This window comes from Actinotalea sp. C106 (assembly GCF_023630195.1).
Classification (GTDB): domain Bacteria; phylum Actinomycetota; class Actinomycetes; order Actinomycetales; family Cellulomonadaceae; genus Actinotalea.
In genome coordinates this window covers 1-12,781 of sequence record NZ_JALPKN010000003.1, presented here as the reverse complement: position 1 = coordinate 12,781, position 12,781 = coordinate 1, and the positions used below count along the sequence as shown (strand labels likewise).

Below are 12,781 nucleotides of genomic sequence, written 5' to 3'. Positions count from 1 at the left end.
CACTTGGCTGTAGGACGCGCGGCGCAAGAGGGACCGGCGAGCCCGCTGTCGAACCAACATATCGGCGCGGGCCTGCTGGTCGCAGCGGTCGGCGTTGCACTCTGCGCGTCCGCGCTCTCGCTGCTGCAACTTGTGCACCGTATGCGGACTAGGTCGTCCTTGGAGAAGCAAGTCGTGGCAAGATGAAGATCACGGTGGATATCGCTTCCTCGGTTCCGCAGTATGAGCAGATCCGCTCCCAAATCGCTGCACATGTGACGGCAGGATCCCTGCACCAGGGTGACAGATTGCCCACCGTACGCATTCTCGCATCGGACCTGGGGATAGCACCGGGGACCGTCGCTCGTGCGTACCGTGAACTGGAGTCGGCAGGTCAGGTAGTGAGCCGTCGTCGTGTTGGGACAGTGGTCTCCGTACCGGACCGTGCACCCGGAAGAGCCCAGGAGATCGCGAAAGAGCTTGTCTCCACCGCCCGTAGCGAGGGTATAAATGACGCGGACGTAATGGACCTTGTCCGCTCAGCGCTCCTATCGTCTACAGCTCCGCTGGCCTCCCACTAGCGCGCCGCAACTATGCGGCCTGGCCGGGTCCTTTGCGACTGCGACAAAAGTTGCCTCGACCAACATTCCCCACGGGCGTGAAGCCACGCCGACTTCAACCGACATTTGTGGAAGGTAGGAAGATATGAGCCACAAGACTACCCCGGGATACCTAGCGATCCTTGGCGCATTGCTCGTGGCGGGATGTGCTAGTCCGCAAGTCGATGAGCCAGCGCTGAGCGAGGACGTTGTTGCGGGTATCAGTGTCCGGGCCGAGCTTGATCCGCAGACCGGCGCCGTGATCCTTCCGGCGGACCGGCTCAAGTACGACCAGCTTGAAGAGATGGACCTGGCTCACGCGACCGCCTACGCCGTCGCAGCCTGCGCTGAAGAAAGAGGCGTCACCTTTGCGCCACCGGAATCTGCGAGCGACCCGGTCTACCGATCCGAGACGTACTTCGGTCCGTGGACGACCACGCAGGCCAACAGCTTTGGATTTGTGATGCCGATGACCGAGGCCGATCTCGCCGCCAACGGGATTATCAACGGGACAAGTGACAATACGTCCGCGGCGACGCCCAACGGTGATTTGAGTGAGCAGGACTGGAAGGTGATCGACGAGTGCAACGCCACTGATGCCACGGTGCAGGATCTGGTCGCAGCGCTACACCTCCAGGGCCCCTGGATGGCCGAGCTTGCCGCTGTCGAAGCTGCAGTTCTGGAAGATGCTCAGATCCAGGAGATCCTGTCAGAACTATACGATTGCTACGAGGAGAGCGGCCTGAGCCCATCAAATAGTGCGCAGCCGTGGCTGCCCGTCGGAGCGGACGCCTCGCAGATCAGCGAGGGGCAGATCAGGCTTGCGCTAGAGGTGGTTGACTGCAAGACCCAGATGGACTTCACGCAAAGGGTCGCCGACCGGCATGCACAACTGCAAGCACCGATCATTGCTGAGTATGCGAACGAACTCGTTGCTCAAAGAGATCGAATCGACGAGGCGCTGGAGATGTCGAACGATCTAGTTGCGGGCGCGAAGGGGTAGAGAGCCGGTGACGAACGATCTCGCTGAAACTTCTGTGCAGAGTCCCGCAAGGCGATCGAGATGGCTCTCGATCTGGGCTTTGGGGACCGCGGTCGCGACAGGTGCCGCCTTCGCGCTGGGCTCGACTATCCAATCACCGTGGGAGGAAGCCGTTGAGAACGCTCGAACCCCTGACGTGAGCGCAACAGTGGTCGAGCAAAGCCTCTCCTTGCCCATGGTCGAGGTGGCTGGGGTCGTCCATCTTGGTACGAGCGTCCCGGTGATCCCAACCGGGAGCACCGATCGAATGGTTGTCACCGAGGTGGGACGTGCTGTAGGCGAGACGTTAGGCCCGGGGGAAGTGCTCGCACACGTGTCCGGCCGGCCGCTCGTGGCGTGGCCTCTTCCGTATCCCATGTATAGAGATCTGACGCCGGGCGCCATCGGAGAGGACGTTAGAGCTGTACAGGACGTGCTGTCCCATGCTGGCGTCTACGACGGGGCGCTCGACGGGATCTATGGAGCACAGACGGCTCAAGGCGTAGCCGACTATTACAAGAGCCTGGGGCTCGTCCCGCCCCCCGCAGCGGCAGAGTCCGCCGAGCTTGTGGACGCAGCTTCGGAGTCGCTTGCGGCGGCCCGGCAAGCCTTCGCGGACGCTGAGACGTCAGAAGCCCCTGCAGGTGAGGGCGAGGCCGGAACCGCATTATCCCCATTGAGGGAATCCATCGTGAAAGCCCAGAAGGGTCTCGGAGAAGCGCTACTGGCGGCGGCCGTCCCATTGCCAGCTGCAGAGGTTCTGGTGGTCCCAAGCGAAGGAGTCGAGGTCCAAGATGTTGCGGCCGTGGGTGCAATACTGGGAGGGGAGGAACCGCTCGCGACCATCCGTACGGGTACCCCTACCGTAACCAGCCGGATCACCGTGGAGCAGTTTGACTCGTTCCCAGTTGGATCCCAGGTGCTGGCCGTGGAAGGCACCGGCTCGTCCGAGAGTTCGGAGTTGGTGGTCAAAGACGTCGGCGAGTTCAGTCCGGGCACCGCAGATCGGCCTGCGGGCTATGACATGACTCTAGCTTTCACTGACACCGCTTCATTTAGTGACGGCGCGCAAGTGCGGATCCGGCCATCAGATGCTGAGACGAGTGTCTATGGCACTGTAGTTCCGCTCGTTGCCATCCGAGAGGATACTTCGGGATACTATGTCTTCGTCACCTCCGGTGAAGATCGAACACGCGTCCCTGTGGAGATATCGGTCACGGTAGACGGGAGCGCAATCGTGGATTCCGAGAGGCTGTCCGCGGGCGACGAAGTCCTGGTCGCTGGGTCATGAGCATGCTCCTCGAGGCTGTAGGGCTGAGTCGCACATACCCGTCACTGCCCCCAGTCGAAGCACTCTCGGCCGTCAGTTTGGAAGTGCGTGCCGGGGAGCGCGTTGCAGTGATTGGTAGGTCCGGTTCGGGTAAGTCCACTCTGCTCAACCTGCTAGGCATCCTGGACGCACCGACCAGCGGGCACGTCAAGGTAATGGGAAGAGATCCGAGCGCGCTAAGCGAGCGACAGCGAGATCGATTGCGCGCAGACGCGATGGGATTCGTTTTCCAAGAGTCGCACGTGCTTGGTCACAGAACTGTTGTGGAGAACCTCGAAATCCGACTGTCGGTCAACCGTGTCCCTCGCGTTGACCGAGCGCGACTCTGCAACGAAGCACTTGAACGGGTCCAACTATCGCACCGGGCGAGCTCGCTTGGCCGGCTCCTATCGGGCGGCGAGAAGCAGAGGGTCGCGATCGCTAGAGCGACCATTACTCAACCCGCTCTTATTCTCGCGGATGAGCCTACCGGCAACCTTGATCCCGAGAGTGCGGATGCCATACTTGAACTCTTCGACGCCCAGGCTTCCAGGGGAGTCGGCGTCGTCGTGATCACGCACGATGGTCGAATCGCGACGTGGGCTGATCGAGTTCTGCGCCTCTCCGACGGAAGGCTGGAACCCGAGAATGCGTGATCTCCTTAGCGACGTCGCGATTGAGTTGCACGCGCGCCGAATCCGGACGTCGCTGATGATTGTAGCGGTGGCTCTTTCGGTCGGGAGTCTCGTATCAGCGATCGGATTCTCGACCACCGCTGCCCGGCAGGTCGACGCTGACCTCGCAGCCACGGCGATTGACCTGGTAACGATTGAGCCTGTGGCTGGTGGCGACGTTACGGGACTCGCGTTCCCCGAGGACGCTGATGCTCGAGTAGCCGCACTGGAGTCGGTCGTCGCTGCCGGCCGCCGGATCGATGTGACGGGCCAGTTCGACATCAGTGCGCGAGTGCGAGGCGCTCGAGTCGAGGCTGATCTGGCGCTGGTCGGAATGACTTCAGGCTATCTAGGGGCGTCCTGTCCCGATGAAGAGGAGACCGCAAGTTGGGTTCTCGACACCGATGAGTCGGTCGTGTATCTCGGCCGAGATGCGGCGAGAGCCCTCGGGGTGCCGCTTTCGGCAAACCCGGCCGGGTACAGCGTGGTGATCAACGGTGCGCGGTACTCGGTAGCCGGCTTTGCCTGCACAGGTTCGGACGCGTTGGCGAACCTCGTTGCACTCCCCTATGCCTTGGCCGTCGACGTCGCTGGGGGTGATGCGGACGCACAGATGCTCGTTCGCACTTCTGTTGGCGCAGGTGCCCATGTAGCACAAGTCGTACGAGTGGCGATTCGCCCTGACGCGCCTGGAAGACTCCACTCCTCACAGGTTATCGACCCTGCCTCTGTCAGGATGGGTGTTTCAACGCAACTGGGGCGCTTGGCGGGATGGATTGGCGGGCTACTATTGGCACTCACGGTCCTCTTGATAGCCAATGCAATGACTGTGTCCGTGCTCGCCCGCACCACAGAGATTGGCGTCAGACGAGCGATCGGTGCCGGAAGGGGGTTTGTTGCCGGTCTATTCTTGGCGGAAGGAGCCGTTATTGGAATGCTCGGTGGTGCTACTGGCACGGCGGTCGCTACGTTCGCCATAGTCGGCGTCTCCCTCGTCAATCAGTGGACCCCCGTTCTGGCCGTCGAGTGGATGATAGCTGGGCCCGCTCTCGGTGCCGTCGTCGGGCTGCTCTCTACGATCTACCCCGCCTTCCGTGCGATGGGCATTCAGCCAGCCCTCGCGGTTCGCTCGGACTGAGAAAGAGGGGGCCCCGAGATTTCGCTCGGGGCCCCCTTGTGTCAGCAGCCTGTGAACCAGTGTGCCTCTAGCGTGTTGGCGTAGGACCCTTCGCCGGCGCTGTCGTATCCAGCTCCGTTCGACAGATTCGGATCCTGGTAGTTGCTTCCGAGCAGTTGGCGTGAGTAGAGCGTGAAGTAGTCACCGTAGACGTCATTGGTGACGATATTCCAGCTCTTGTAGAACCGGGTGAACTGGCACGAGGCTCCGTTCGCTGCAGCACTCTCGGCACGGTTGCCGAATCCTTGCCTGCCCCAGTTGGTCTTGTTGAGCGCCGACGCGAAGTAGGTGCCTGAGTACGACGTCGAGTCCCAACCGCATGCGTAGCCCGACGGACACGGTGCTACCGCTGCACTCGCCGGCGATCCGATTCCAACAGCCAGTCCGAGCGCCAAGGCTGCTGCTGCAGCCGCACGCTTTCCCAATCTAGTCTTCATCTAGGTTCCCCTTCCGAGCAGGCTGACCACCATGATCAGCGCCCTCACACTAGCGGCCTGAGGTGGGCCTGCGTGGGCCGTTCGAGTGAACTCTGAGACCTGAATCGCTACGGGTGACTTCGGTCTTGTGCGGCGAGAGTCAGATAGGTAGTCTTGGCGGTCGTGCGTGTTGTGACTCTCTGCGTCCGTGCCACTAGACCCCAGGGTGGTCCGATGCCCCAATCCCGTTGGGATCCCGTTGTGCTGTGATCGGTGGGCTACATGCCCGAGGAACTGCGCGCCGGGATCGGTGTTCGCCGGGCTTGGCCTCTTGAGCACCCCGTGGCTGGCAGGCTGAGCTCGCCGTACTGCTACCGCCGCTCTTCCCGTCCCCGATCCTCGAGGGCCGCTACGGGAGTGGTTGGGGCCGATGCGATCGACCTCGGCGGGGTCGGGACGGCACGCACTTGGGCGACGGCGTACGCCTCAGGGCCGGCGGCGTCCAACAAGGGCGCTGGGCGACAAAGGTTCACCTCTCGTCTACGGCAGGTTCAAGGCCAACGGCCCAGTTGACACAATGGGCAACTGGATCGAAGGCTGAGTCGCACCAGAGGTTCAGGTCCGCGCTAGGGGCCCGCTACGGCGTCACGAAGGCGCCGCTCCCTAGCTGCCAGCGGCCCGGGAAGAGCATCGACGATCTCGAGATCGCCTTCGCTGAGTACATCGACTGGTCCAACCACCGACGCCTGCACTGAGGGGTCGGCCTGGTCTCACCGGCCGAACACCAAGAAACCTACTACTGACGCAACCCCGCACCGACCACCGTCGGCGCGTCGTTTCCGAGCCTCCACTAGAGCCGGTGCAGGACAAACGCGTGTATGCGCGCAACGAACGGAGATCGCACGGGTGCGCCCCATGCAGGACCGCATCGACCGTGAGGTGTCGTCGAAGCAGGCTGCTAGGGCCAACGCCTTTTCGAGCCCGACCACCAGGCGGGACGTGTCCGCTTAGAACGAGCGCCCTCACCTCTGATGGGCGGGCGCTGTCAATCTGCGCCTCGTTAAGGGCTTCCGCGGTCCACGCGAGTTCGTTCCCGAGGCGTTGGGGCTCTGGAAGCCAGGCTGGATGGGGCTTGGCGTGCACGTACCCGCGCATCGTCCCGACGGTCACACCGAGGCGTTCAGCGAGCATCCTGATCGTGTACAGCCCGCCGGCTCCGGGTGGGAGGTTCGGGTTCGGGGTGCCTTTTCGTGCGGGGTTCATGCCGACACCAGTGCCAGGTCAATCTGGGCGTCCCCGACGGGGGCAGTTTCACCTTGGCTCGCTTCGGCGCGCTGGCGGATGCGCCCGACCGTCGCCCTGGACGGCATCCCCGGGCGCTTCGCGATCGCCGAGTCGGACAGGCCCCGCGCGACGAGACGCAGCACCTCGGCGTCGCGGTCTGCGGAATCGATCGCGGGGGCCGTGGGCGCCCCTGCGGGCGTGGACGAGGCCGCCGGTGCGGGCGCAGCCGCGGAGGGCTGGGGGGCGGGGCTTTCGGTGGGAGCGGTCACCTCGGTGTCGTGGACGGCCTTGTGGGCCTTCGCCTGCGCGGCCGCGACCCGACCCTCGAGGTGGGCCTGACGCTCAGCGGCTTCGATCTGGGCATGGGCTTCCGCTTCGGCGGTGATCCGGGCGAGCTTCGCCGCGTGGCGTGCCTCGCGCTCAGCGGCCCGCTCTTGGCGGGCCCGTCCCTCTTCGGCGGCCTTCTCCGCGGCGGCTTGGCGGGCGGCTTGCTCGTCAGGGGTCGCGGCGTGCACCCAGGACAGGACGTGTACGGAGAGCCACACGAGGATCGGGGGCAGGGCGGCCATGCCGACTCCGGCCCACAGCCGCCATCCGTGGGCGTCCCCGTCGGCGGCGTGCGCGGCGTTGAGCACGGACGACGTGAGGGTGAGGAACGCGACGCCGGTCCAGCAGAACCGGGCCCGGCCCAGGTAGCCCTCGCTGCGGCTCTTGAGCGCGAGGCCGATGAGGAGGAGGGCCGCGGCGTCGACGAGGACGGCGAAGCCCCAACGCAACCACGTGTGGACGTTGGCCCAGGCGGCGACCTCGACGAGCGCAGCGGCGCTGATCGCGAACGCCACGGAAAGGATCGTCAGGGCGAAGCCAGTGAGAGCGCGGGCGAACCCGGCGCTGCCGGTGTCGATACGGTGTGTGGCCGGCGAGGTGATCGCGGACCCCTCCCTCTAGGAACATCCGATAGGTCTGTATGACTTTCGTCGACGCTACCGGCAGGCCCAGACGCATCGCCGGTCCCGCCCCCCACTGCTCACCGCCTGCACAGCCAGGTGCGCACAGGCGCTCACCAGCTCGGCTCACGCTCGCTCACGGGCTACTCACCGGGTGCGCACGGCGAGCTAATCGCGGCTGCTCACCGCCCGCTCACCGAGACGCTCATCGAACGTGCACAGTCCGCTCAGCGCCCGCTCACGGGGCCGCTCAGGACCGTGCGCACCCGACCCGACTGCGCACCCCACCGTGCGCGCGCGCCCCGTTCAGCGAGCAGCCGCACACGAGCGCTCTGCGCGTGAGCCGCTCATGGGGCGGCTGACCACAGGGCCTGCTCGCCTCAGTGGGGTGGGCGCTGAGCACCCGGCGGTTGGTGCGCGGTGCCCACCGGGCCGCTCACCGGTCGTGGTGAGGCGCGCTCATGCCCTCACCTGTCGGGGGTGCGCACGCGACAGGGGCGAGCAGGAGAGGTGCGCGTGAGCGGGGCGTGGGCTGTGCAGCCTGGTCAGCCGATCGCGGCTTGGATGATGCGCACCCAATCGGCGGCGACTGCTCGCCCGAGGTTGTCGAGGTCTTCCGCAACCTCGCTCACGAGCGGGCCGGTGCGCGTGCCCGCGTAGCTCAGGGTGGCGAGCATGCGCAGTTGGGTCAGGGCCGACTTGCTCAGCATCGCGAGGTGGTCCGCGGCCTCGGGCTTGGTGGTGGCCTGGTCCAGGAGGGTGTCCAGTTGCCACGCTTCGAAAGCGACGAGCGCCGCCGCGAGAGCCTCCAGGTCGAGCTCGGGCTCACCGTCCACGATCTCGACCGTGCCTGACAGGGACTCGATTAGTCGCGCCATGTGTGGGTGCCGGCCCAAGAGCCACTGGGCGGACTGGTGCACGGTGGCGCCGTCTGGCAGGGGAGCGGGGTCAGGGTCACGGGGCAGTGCGGGGTCAGAAATGGGCGTCCCGCACCATGGGCACCACGCCGCCTCCACAGGCGCACCAGTGTGGGTGCAGGCCGCTTGGCGCAGGTGGGTGCGGACGGTCGCGACAGCCAGGCGCACAGCGGCGGTGGGGGAAGGCAGGTCCACGTCACCGCCGGTGCGCAGCAGAACCCTCTCCGCCCCGTCGTCACGCTCGAGGTGGATCTCGTAGAGGCCGGAACGCTCCCTCAGCGACCACCCAGCCCCGTCAGCGGTGCCCGTGATCACCCACGGGAAGGCGTCCAGCTCCTGGGTGGCGGTCGCGCCCAGGTCAGCGGCCGCCGTGGCGACCTCATCAGCACTGCCTGCGGCCCACGGGTCAGTCATGAGATGAAGGTAGCGCGGGGCGAGGTGTAGCCCTTGGCCGGCACCTCGCCGAGCACCATCAGCGCACCACCTCAGCACGGTGATCACTCCCGTAGTCGGCCTGGTCCCGCTACGGTGCCCACCACACCACCACCCATCGCGGAGGGCACGTGACTTCAGGACTGGCACGAACCAGAGCCTCCACTGAACCCGGGGCGGTTCACGCTGAACCGCACCGGCTTCCGTAGAGGCTCTGGTGTGTCCATCCGACCGTAGCGCCACGCGGTGAAGACGTAGCTCTCTGGCCTGCGAGTTTCCGTGTCCCCTCACGTCTCGCGGAGCCGCTGAGCCTGCTCACGCGCAAGGTCCGCGACGTGGTGCGCCCCGAGCGGTACCCCATCGACGATCCCGTACCTCGCCCCGCCGGTGTCACCGAGCACGTCGGCGAGGTCGGTCACGACCGCCGCGGGCAGCTCAGGGTGGGACAGGACGCGCGCGAAAGCGTCCAAGAGGGCGCCTGCTTCGGTGTTCTCCTTGGTGGTCATGTGTCCATTCTCGCAACCCGGACTCCGGAGGGTGGGTCGGACCTCTCGCCGGAGAATCGGGCGTCCCGCATGGGGAGTGGGCTCGCCTGCCCACCCCACCGTCAGTCCGTCCGGGGGCAGGCGTCCGGGGCAGCGGGAGGCGCGAGCGGGCGGCGAGTGCAGCGAGCGGGACAGCCATCGGTGCACGCACCCCTCCCTACCTCCAGCCCGCCCTGGTTGCCGGCTGTGTGCTGGTCGCCACGGGCCTGTGGCTTGAGCCCTGTGCGGCGCCTACCCGCTTGGTGTCGTTGGTCGGCGGACGCTCAAGTAGCCCAGCAGGAGTTGCCCGCCGCATTGGGGTGTCCTGGCCGCGCGACGGTGGTGCCCCTGCGGGTTTGTCGGCAGCAGTGTGCTGTACCCCTACGGGTGCCGTCGCCGCATGTCACGATCCGCAACGGTCAGCATCGACTCGTTCCTCACCGTTGGTCGGGTCCGCGAGTCTCACTCCGGACCGGTCACCCCCCTGGGGGCTGCCCAGTCCTGCGCTCTTCTCGCTCTTCTGTCAGGTCACCGTGGGGTTGTGGCCCGTGGCCGGGTACTGCGCGGAGGGTGCGGTCGCGGGTGGTGCCCGTTGGCTAGGCGCTAGGGCGCCTGCCACCGGTCACCTGCCCTGCTCGTGCATGGGAACCTTCACGGCTCATGGTTGAGTCCTCCGGGCAGGTCACCTCCGCGGTGGGTCCCATCGCAACGGCCCTGGCGGGCCTGCGACGTGACCTTCACCGCTCGACTCGCGGCAGGGCGGGCAGTGCGCCCCCGCTTTCCTTCGTAACCCAATGGTTGGTCTTGCGGCTCACCGCAGCGCACCCGACAAACCACCGGCACGTGGTCTCCCGGCGCGCCGAGTGTCGGGGTCACCTACGCCCGTCGCGGTACGGCACCCGACCACGACTAGCGACAGACCCACCCACCGGGACGTGCCTCCAGCACCCGGCTACGGTTACCCACCCCCCACCACGGGGAGAGCTAGCGCCACCTACCGCACCAACCCGACCACCCCGAAGGCAGGGAGCTTGCGGCTGCGGCCATACGACCGACGCGCAGCGAGGTCGGGTGGTTCAGCCGCTTGCGACCGGACCCCTCACCCAACCAAGGGAGCGGCTTCGGCGCGCCCAGAGAGGGAGCGCAGCGACCGAAGTGGGTCGCCGTTGCCGCGACCGACCCCCACCACCCAGCCACGAGACGACACGATGCGTCACAGCACGCCACGGGGCGAACGGTGCGGTCTAGACACCTAGACCCGAACGCACAGGTAGCCCCTCTCCCTACTTCATCCCTACAGAAGGGGGAGTTGGGGTGGTCGGCTGGGTGCATTGCACGCACAAAACTATGCGAACCTCGATGTGATCCCTCGTCGCATCAAGGTTCGCAGCGGGGTTCGTATCCGTCCGGGCTGACCGATCGGTGTCTAGACGTATCGTGGTTCGTATGAACACAACCGCAGCACCCATGCCCCCAGCACCCGACATCCCAGCCCCGACACCCGCCGCGAAGCCCCGTGCGAAGCGACTGGTTCGTATCGGCGTCGACAAGCTCGACCAGGCCCAGCTGAACATCACGCTCCGGTACACGATGCTCCGTCCCGTGCACTTCTACCAGCTCCTCGGCGGGTCACCGCACACCCACCGAGCCCACCTCGAGCGGAACGTCGAACGCGGACTCCTCGCGAAGGCGATCACGCCCGTGAAGGCCGCCGCGGACTGGAACGACATGAAGTCGATCCGCGACACCGTCGCGAACGTGTACGTCATCACGACCGAAGGCAGGAAGCACGTGCAGCCGTGGGTGCCCGTCGGGTACCCCGCTGACACGCTCCTGAACATGCCGCCGGCGGATCGGTCGCGCACACAGTCCGACCACCAGCTCGGCTGCGTTGATCTCACGGCCTGGTACACCCGGATGGGCTTCAAGGTGGTCTCGGAGAGAGAAATCCGCTCCCTGGAGATGGACGGAGTTCGCGGGGCCGGTGAGCGGCGTTACCCGCAGCCGACTGGTGGCCCGTTCTGGACGGTGCACGTACCAGGGATGATCGGTGTGCACCCCCCGGACCTTGGCGTCATCGACACAGCAGGACGCCGGTGGGGGATCGAACTCGAGCGCGCGACGAAGGAGGTCAGCGACTACCAGGGGGTGATCCACGCTTACCGGGCCGCCGGGCTAGGGCAGGTGTGGCACATCCGGTCCAACGCGACCGCTGAGCGGCTGCGTGAAGCGTGTGAACGGCTCGGCATCGAGCTCGACCCAGACCAGTACGTGCTGCGCTCGGCGGACGGTCTTGTCCGGTTGCAGATGTGGCTGCCAGGGGCGTCGCTGAGCGGGCTCGCGACGAAGGACTGGTACATCGGGAACCGCGTGAAGCAGGGCAAGCGAACCGTTGTTGTCGACCGGTGGCCGGCCCACATCGCGAAGAACCCACCGGGTGCGATCGACGCGTTCGAGGAGCAGACCGACGAGATGCTCGCGGCGACGTGGCGACGTGGACGGGTCGACATCCGTGCCGTGGACCCCGGCCTGTCTGAGGACGGGTGGTGGTGACGACCCTCATGCGCAGAAGCGCCCCGCACCAACCAGGTGCGGGGCGCTTCTGCTTGTGGGGTCAGTCGGACCAGTAGCCCTCATCGCCCGCCGCCGGCCCGTTCGAGGACGGCACGTGCTGCGACAAGCTGCCCTGGAGCGACGGCATCGCTGGTCGTGACCGTGTCTGCGTTGCCGCAGCCGGGGGAGGAGTCGAAGCAGGGGCGTTGAACGCCGCAGCAGCCTCCGTGGCCTTCATCTGCTGCCACCTGAGCATCGCCGGGGCGATCGACGGGTGGGGCACCTTCGGTGACTTCTCCTCGTCCACGTCATCATCGTCGTTGTCCCACAAGTCGATCGGCGCCGTGAGGTCCAGCGCCTGGGTCGCGTCGTTCGCGCCTGGGACGTGCACGGTCCGGTCGGTGCGCAGCGTCGTAGTCTCCCTCTGCTCTGCCACCTTCTGTTCCGGCACGGCGAACTGCGGACGGGCCGGGATCACCGACCCTGGCACTGGTAGGTGCTGCGGTGCTGTCGACCCACCGTCGTACGAGGACAAGTCGATGACCGTGTGCACTGAACCGTCACGGGTCTGATGCCGCTTCCTTGTGATGAAGGATGGCGACATGCCCAAGAAGTACGACGTGGAGTTCAAGGCTCGCGCGGTGCGGTTGGTTCGTGACCACCTGGAGGACTACGGGTCGGTGACCGCGGCGAGCACCGCGGTCGGCGATCAGCTGGGGGTCTCTCGCGAGAGCCTGCGCCGGTGGGTCGCCCAGGCTGAGGTCGACGACGGTGCCCGGCCCGGGGTCAGCACCGCGGAGATCGAGGAGATCCGCCGCCTGAGGGCGGAGAACAAGCGCTTGAGCGAGGCGAACTCGATCCTGCGTGCGGCCTCGATTTTCTTCGCGTCAGTACCAGACTGAACCTGGCTCGGCGGGGCTGGCTCGTTTCTTCGCTGCCCGATCGCGTG

At 66.1% G+C, this 12,781-nt stretch carries 12 protein-coding genes; 7 read left to right on the top strand and 5 right to left on the bottom strand.

The features are described 5' to 3' along the window. The first annotated feature begins 182 nt into the window (after positions 1-182). The 5 genes from L0B03_RS00435 (at position 183) to L0B03_RS19465 (ending at position 4,720) form a co-directional block, all read left to right on the top strand. Entirely contained in the window at positions 183-560 is a 378-nt protein-coding gene (locus L0B03_RS00435) for a GntR family transcriptional regulator (protein WP_250442653.1), read from the top strand. A gap of 124 nt (positions 561-684) precedes the next feature. Then, positions 685-1,581: a hypothetical protein gene (locus L0B03_RS00430; RefSeq protein ID WP_250442651.1), complete on the top strand. Its 897-nt coding sequence runs from the start codon at positions 685-687 to the stop codon at positions 1,579-1,581. A gap of 7 nt (positions 1,582-1,588) precedes the next feature. Then, a complete protein-coding gene (locus tag L0B03_RS00425) occupies positions 1,589-2,890 on the top strand; it encodes a peptidoglycan-binding protein (protein WP_250442649.1) in 1,302 nt (433 codons plus the stop codon). Beyond that, positions 2,887-3,564, top strand: coding sequence for an ABC transporter ATP-binding protein (locus L0B03_RS00420; RefSeq protein WP_250442647.1), 678 nt, complete (start codon positions 2,887-2,889; stop codon positions 3,562-3,564). The genes L0B03_RS00425 and L0B03_RS00420 overlap by 4 nt, the downstream gene beginning before the upstream one ends. Before the next feature lie 67 nt (positions 3,565-3,631). Beyond that, positions 3,632-4,720, top strand: coding sequence for an FtsX-like permease family protein (locus tag L0B03_RS19465; RefSeq protein ID WP_250442645.1), 1,089 nt, complete (start codon positions 3,632-3,634; stop codon positions 4,718-4,720). Between the two features lie 41 nt (positions 4,721-4,761). Here L0B03_RS19465 and L0B03_RS00410 read toward each other — a convergent pair whose 3' ends face one another. From L0B03_RS00410 to L0B03_RS00395, 4 genes are all read right to left on the bottom strand, one after another. Beyond that, a complete protein-coding gene (locus tag L0B03_RS00410; protein ID WP_250442643.1) occupies positions 4,762-5,196 on the bottom strand; it encodes a peptidase inhibitor family I36 protein in 435 nt (144 codons plus the stop codon). 1,238 nt (positions 5,197-6,434) lie between these two features. Beyond that, a complete protein-coding gene (locus L0B03_RS00405; protein WP_250442641.1) occupies positions 6,435-7,301 on the bottom strand; it encodes a hypothetical protein in 867 nt (288 codons plus the stop codon). Between the two features lie 650 nt (positions 7,302-7,951). Further along, positions 7,952-8,737, bottom strand: a complete 786-nt coding sequence (locus L0B03_RS00400; RefSeq protein ID WP_250442639.1) for a hypothetical protein — start codon at positions 8,735-8,737, stop codon at positions 7,952-7,954. Positions 8,738-9,042: 305 nt separating this feature from the next. After that, entirely contained in the window at positions 9,043-9,261 is a 219-nt protein-coding gene (locus L0B03_RS00395) for a hypothetical protein (protein ID WP_250442636.1), read from the bottom strand. A gap of 1,464 nt (positions 9,262-10,725) precedes the next feature. On the opposite strand from L0B03_RS00395, the gene L0B03_RS00390 reads away from it, so the two are divergent. After that, on the top strand, positions 10,726-11,832 hold the full coding sequence (locus L0B03_RS00390) for a hypothetical protein (RefSeq protein WP_250442634.1): 1,107 nt from the start codon (positions 10,726-10,728) through the stop codon (positions 11,830-11,832). Positions 11,833-11,893: 61 nt separating this feature from the next. On the opposite strand, the gene L0B03_RS00385 is transcribed toward L0B03_RS00390, so the two are convergent. Beyond that, the gene (locus L0B03_RS00385; protein ID WP_250442632.1) at positions 11,894-12,310 is read right to left on the bottom strand and encodes a hypothetical protein; all 417 of its coding nucleotides are present in this window, start codon (positions 12,308-12,310) and stop codon (positions 11,894-11,896) included. 124 nt (positions 12,311-12,434) lie between these two features. On the opposite strand from L0B03_RS00385, the gene L0B03_RS00380 reads away from it, so the two are divergent. Continuing rightward, positions 12,435-12,734: a transposase gene (locus L0B03_RS00380; protein ID WP_250442630.1), complete on the top strand. Its 300-nt coding sequence runs from the start codon at positions 12,435-12,437 to the stop codon at positions 12,732-12,734. The last annotated feature ends 47 nt before the right edge of the window (positions 12,735-12,781 follow it).

Bases quoted from the DNA above. Each gene is read 5' to 3' on its own strand.
- L0B03_RS00410 (WP_250442643.1), bottom strand. From the start codon at position 5,196: ATGAAGACTAGATTGGGAAAGCGTGCGGCTGCAGCAGCAGCCTTGGCG.
- L0B03_RS00380 (WP_250442630.1), top strand. From the start codon at position 12,435: ATGCCCAAGAAGTACGACGTGGAGTTCAAGGCTCGCGCGGTGCGGTTG.
- L0B03_RS00435 (WP_250442653.1), top strand. From the start codon at position 183: ATGAAGATCACGGTGGATATCGCTTCCTCGGTTCCGCAGTATGAGCAG.
- L0B03_RS00395 (WP_250442636.1), bottom strand. From the start codon at position 9,261: ATGACCACCAAGGAGAACACCGAAGCAGGCGCCCTCTTGGACGCTTTC.
- L0B03_RS00430 (WP_250442651.1), top strand. From the start codon at position 685: ATGAGCCACAAGACTACCCCGGGATACCTAGCGATCCTTGGCGCATTG.
- L0B03_RS00390 (WP_250442634.1), top strand. From the start codon at position 10,726: ATGAACACAACCGCAGCACCCATGCCCCCAGCACCCGACATCCCAGCC.
- L0B03_RS00400 (WP_250442639.1), bottom strand. From the start codon at position 8,737: ATGACTGACCCGTGGGCCGCAGGCAGTGCTGATGAGGTCGCCACGGCG.
- L0B03_RS00420 (WP_250442647.1), top strand. From the start codon at position 2,887: ATGAGCATGCTCCTCGAGGCTGTAGGGCTGAGTCGCACATACCCGTCA.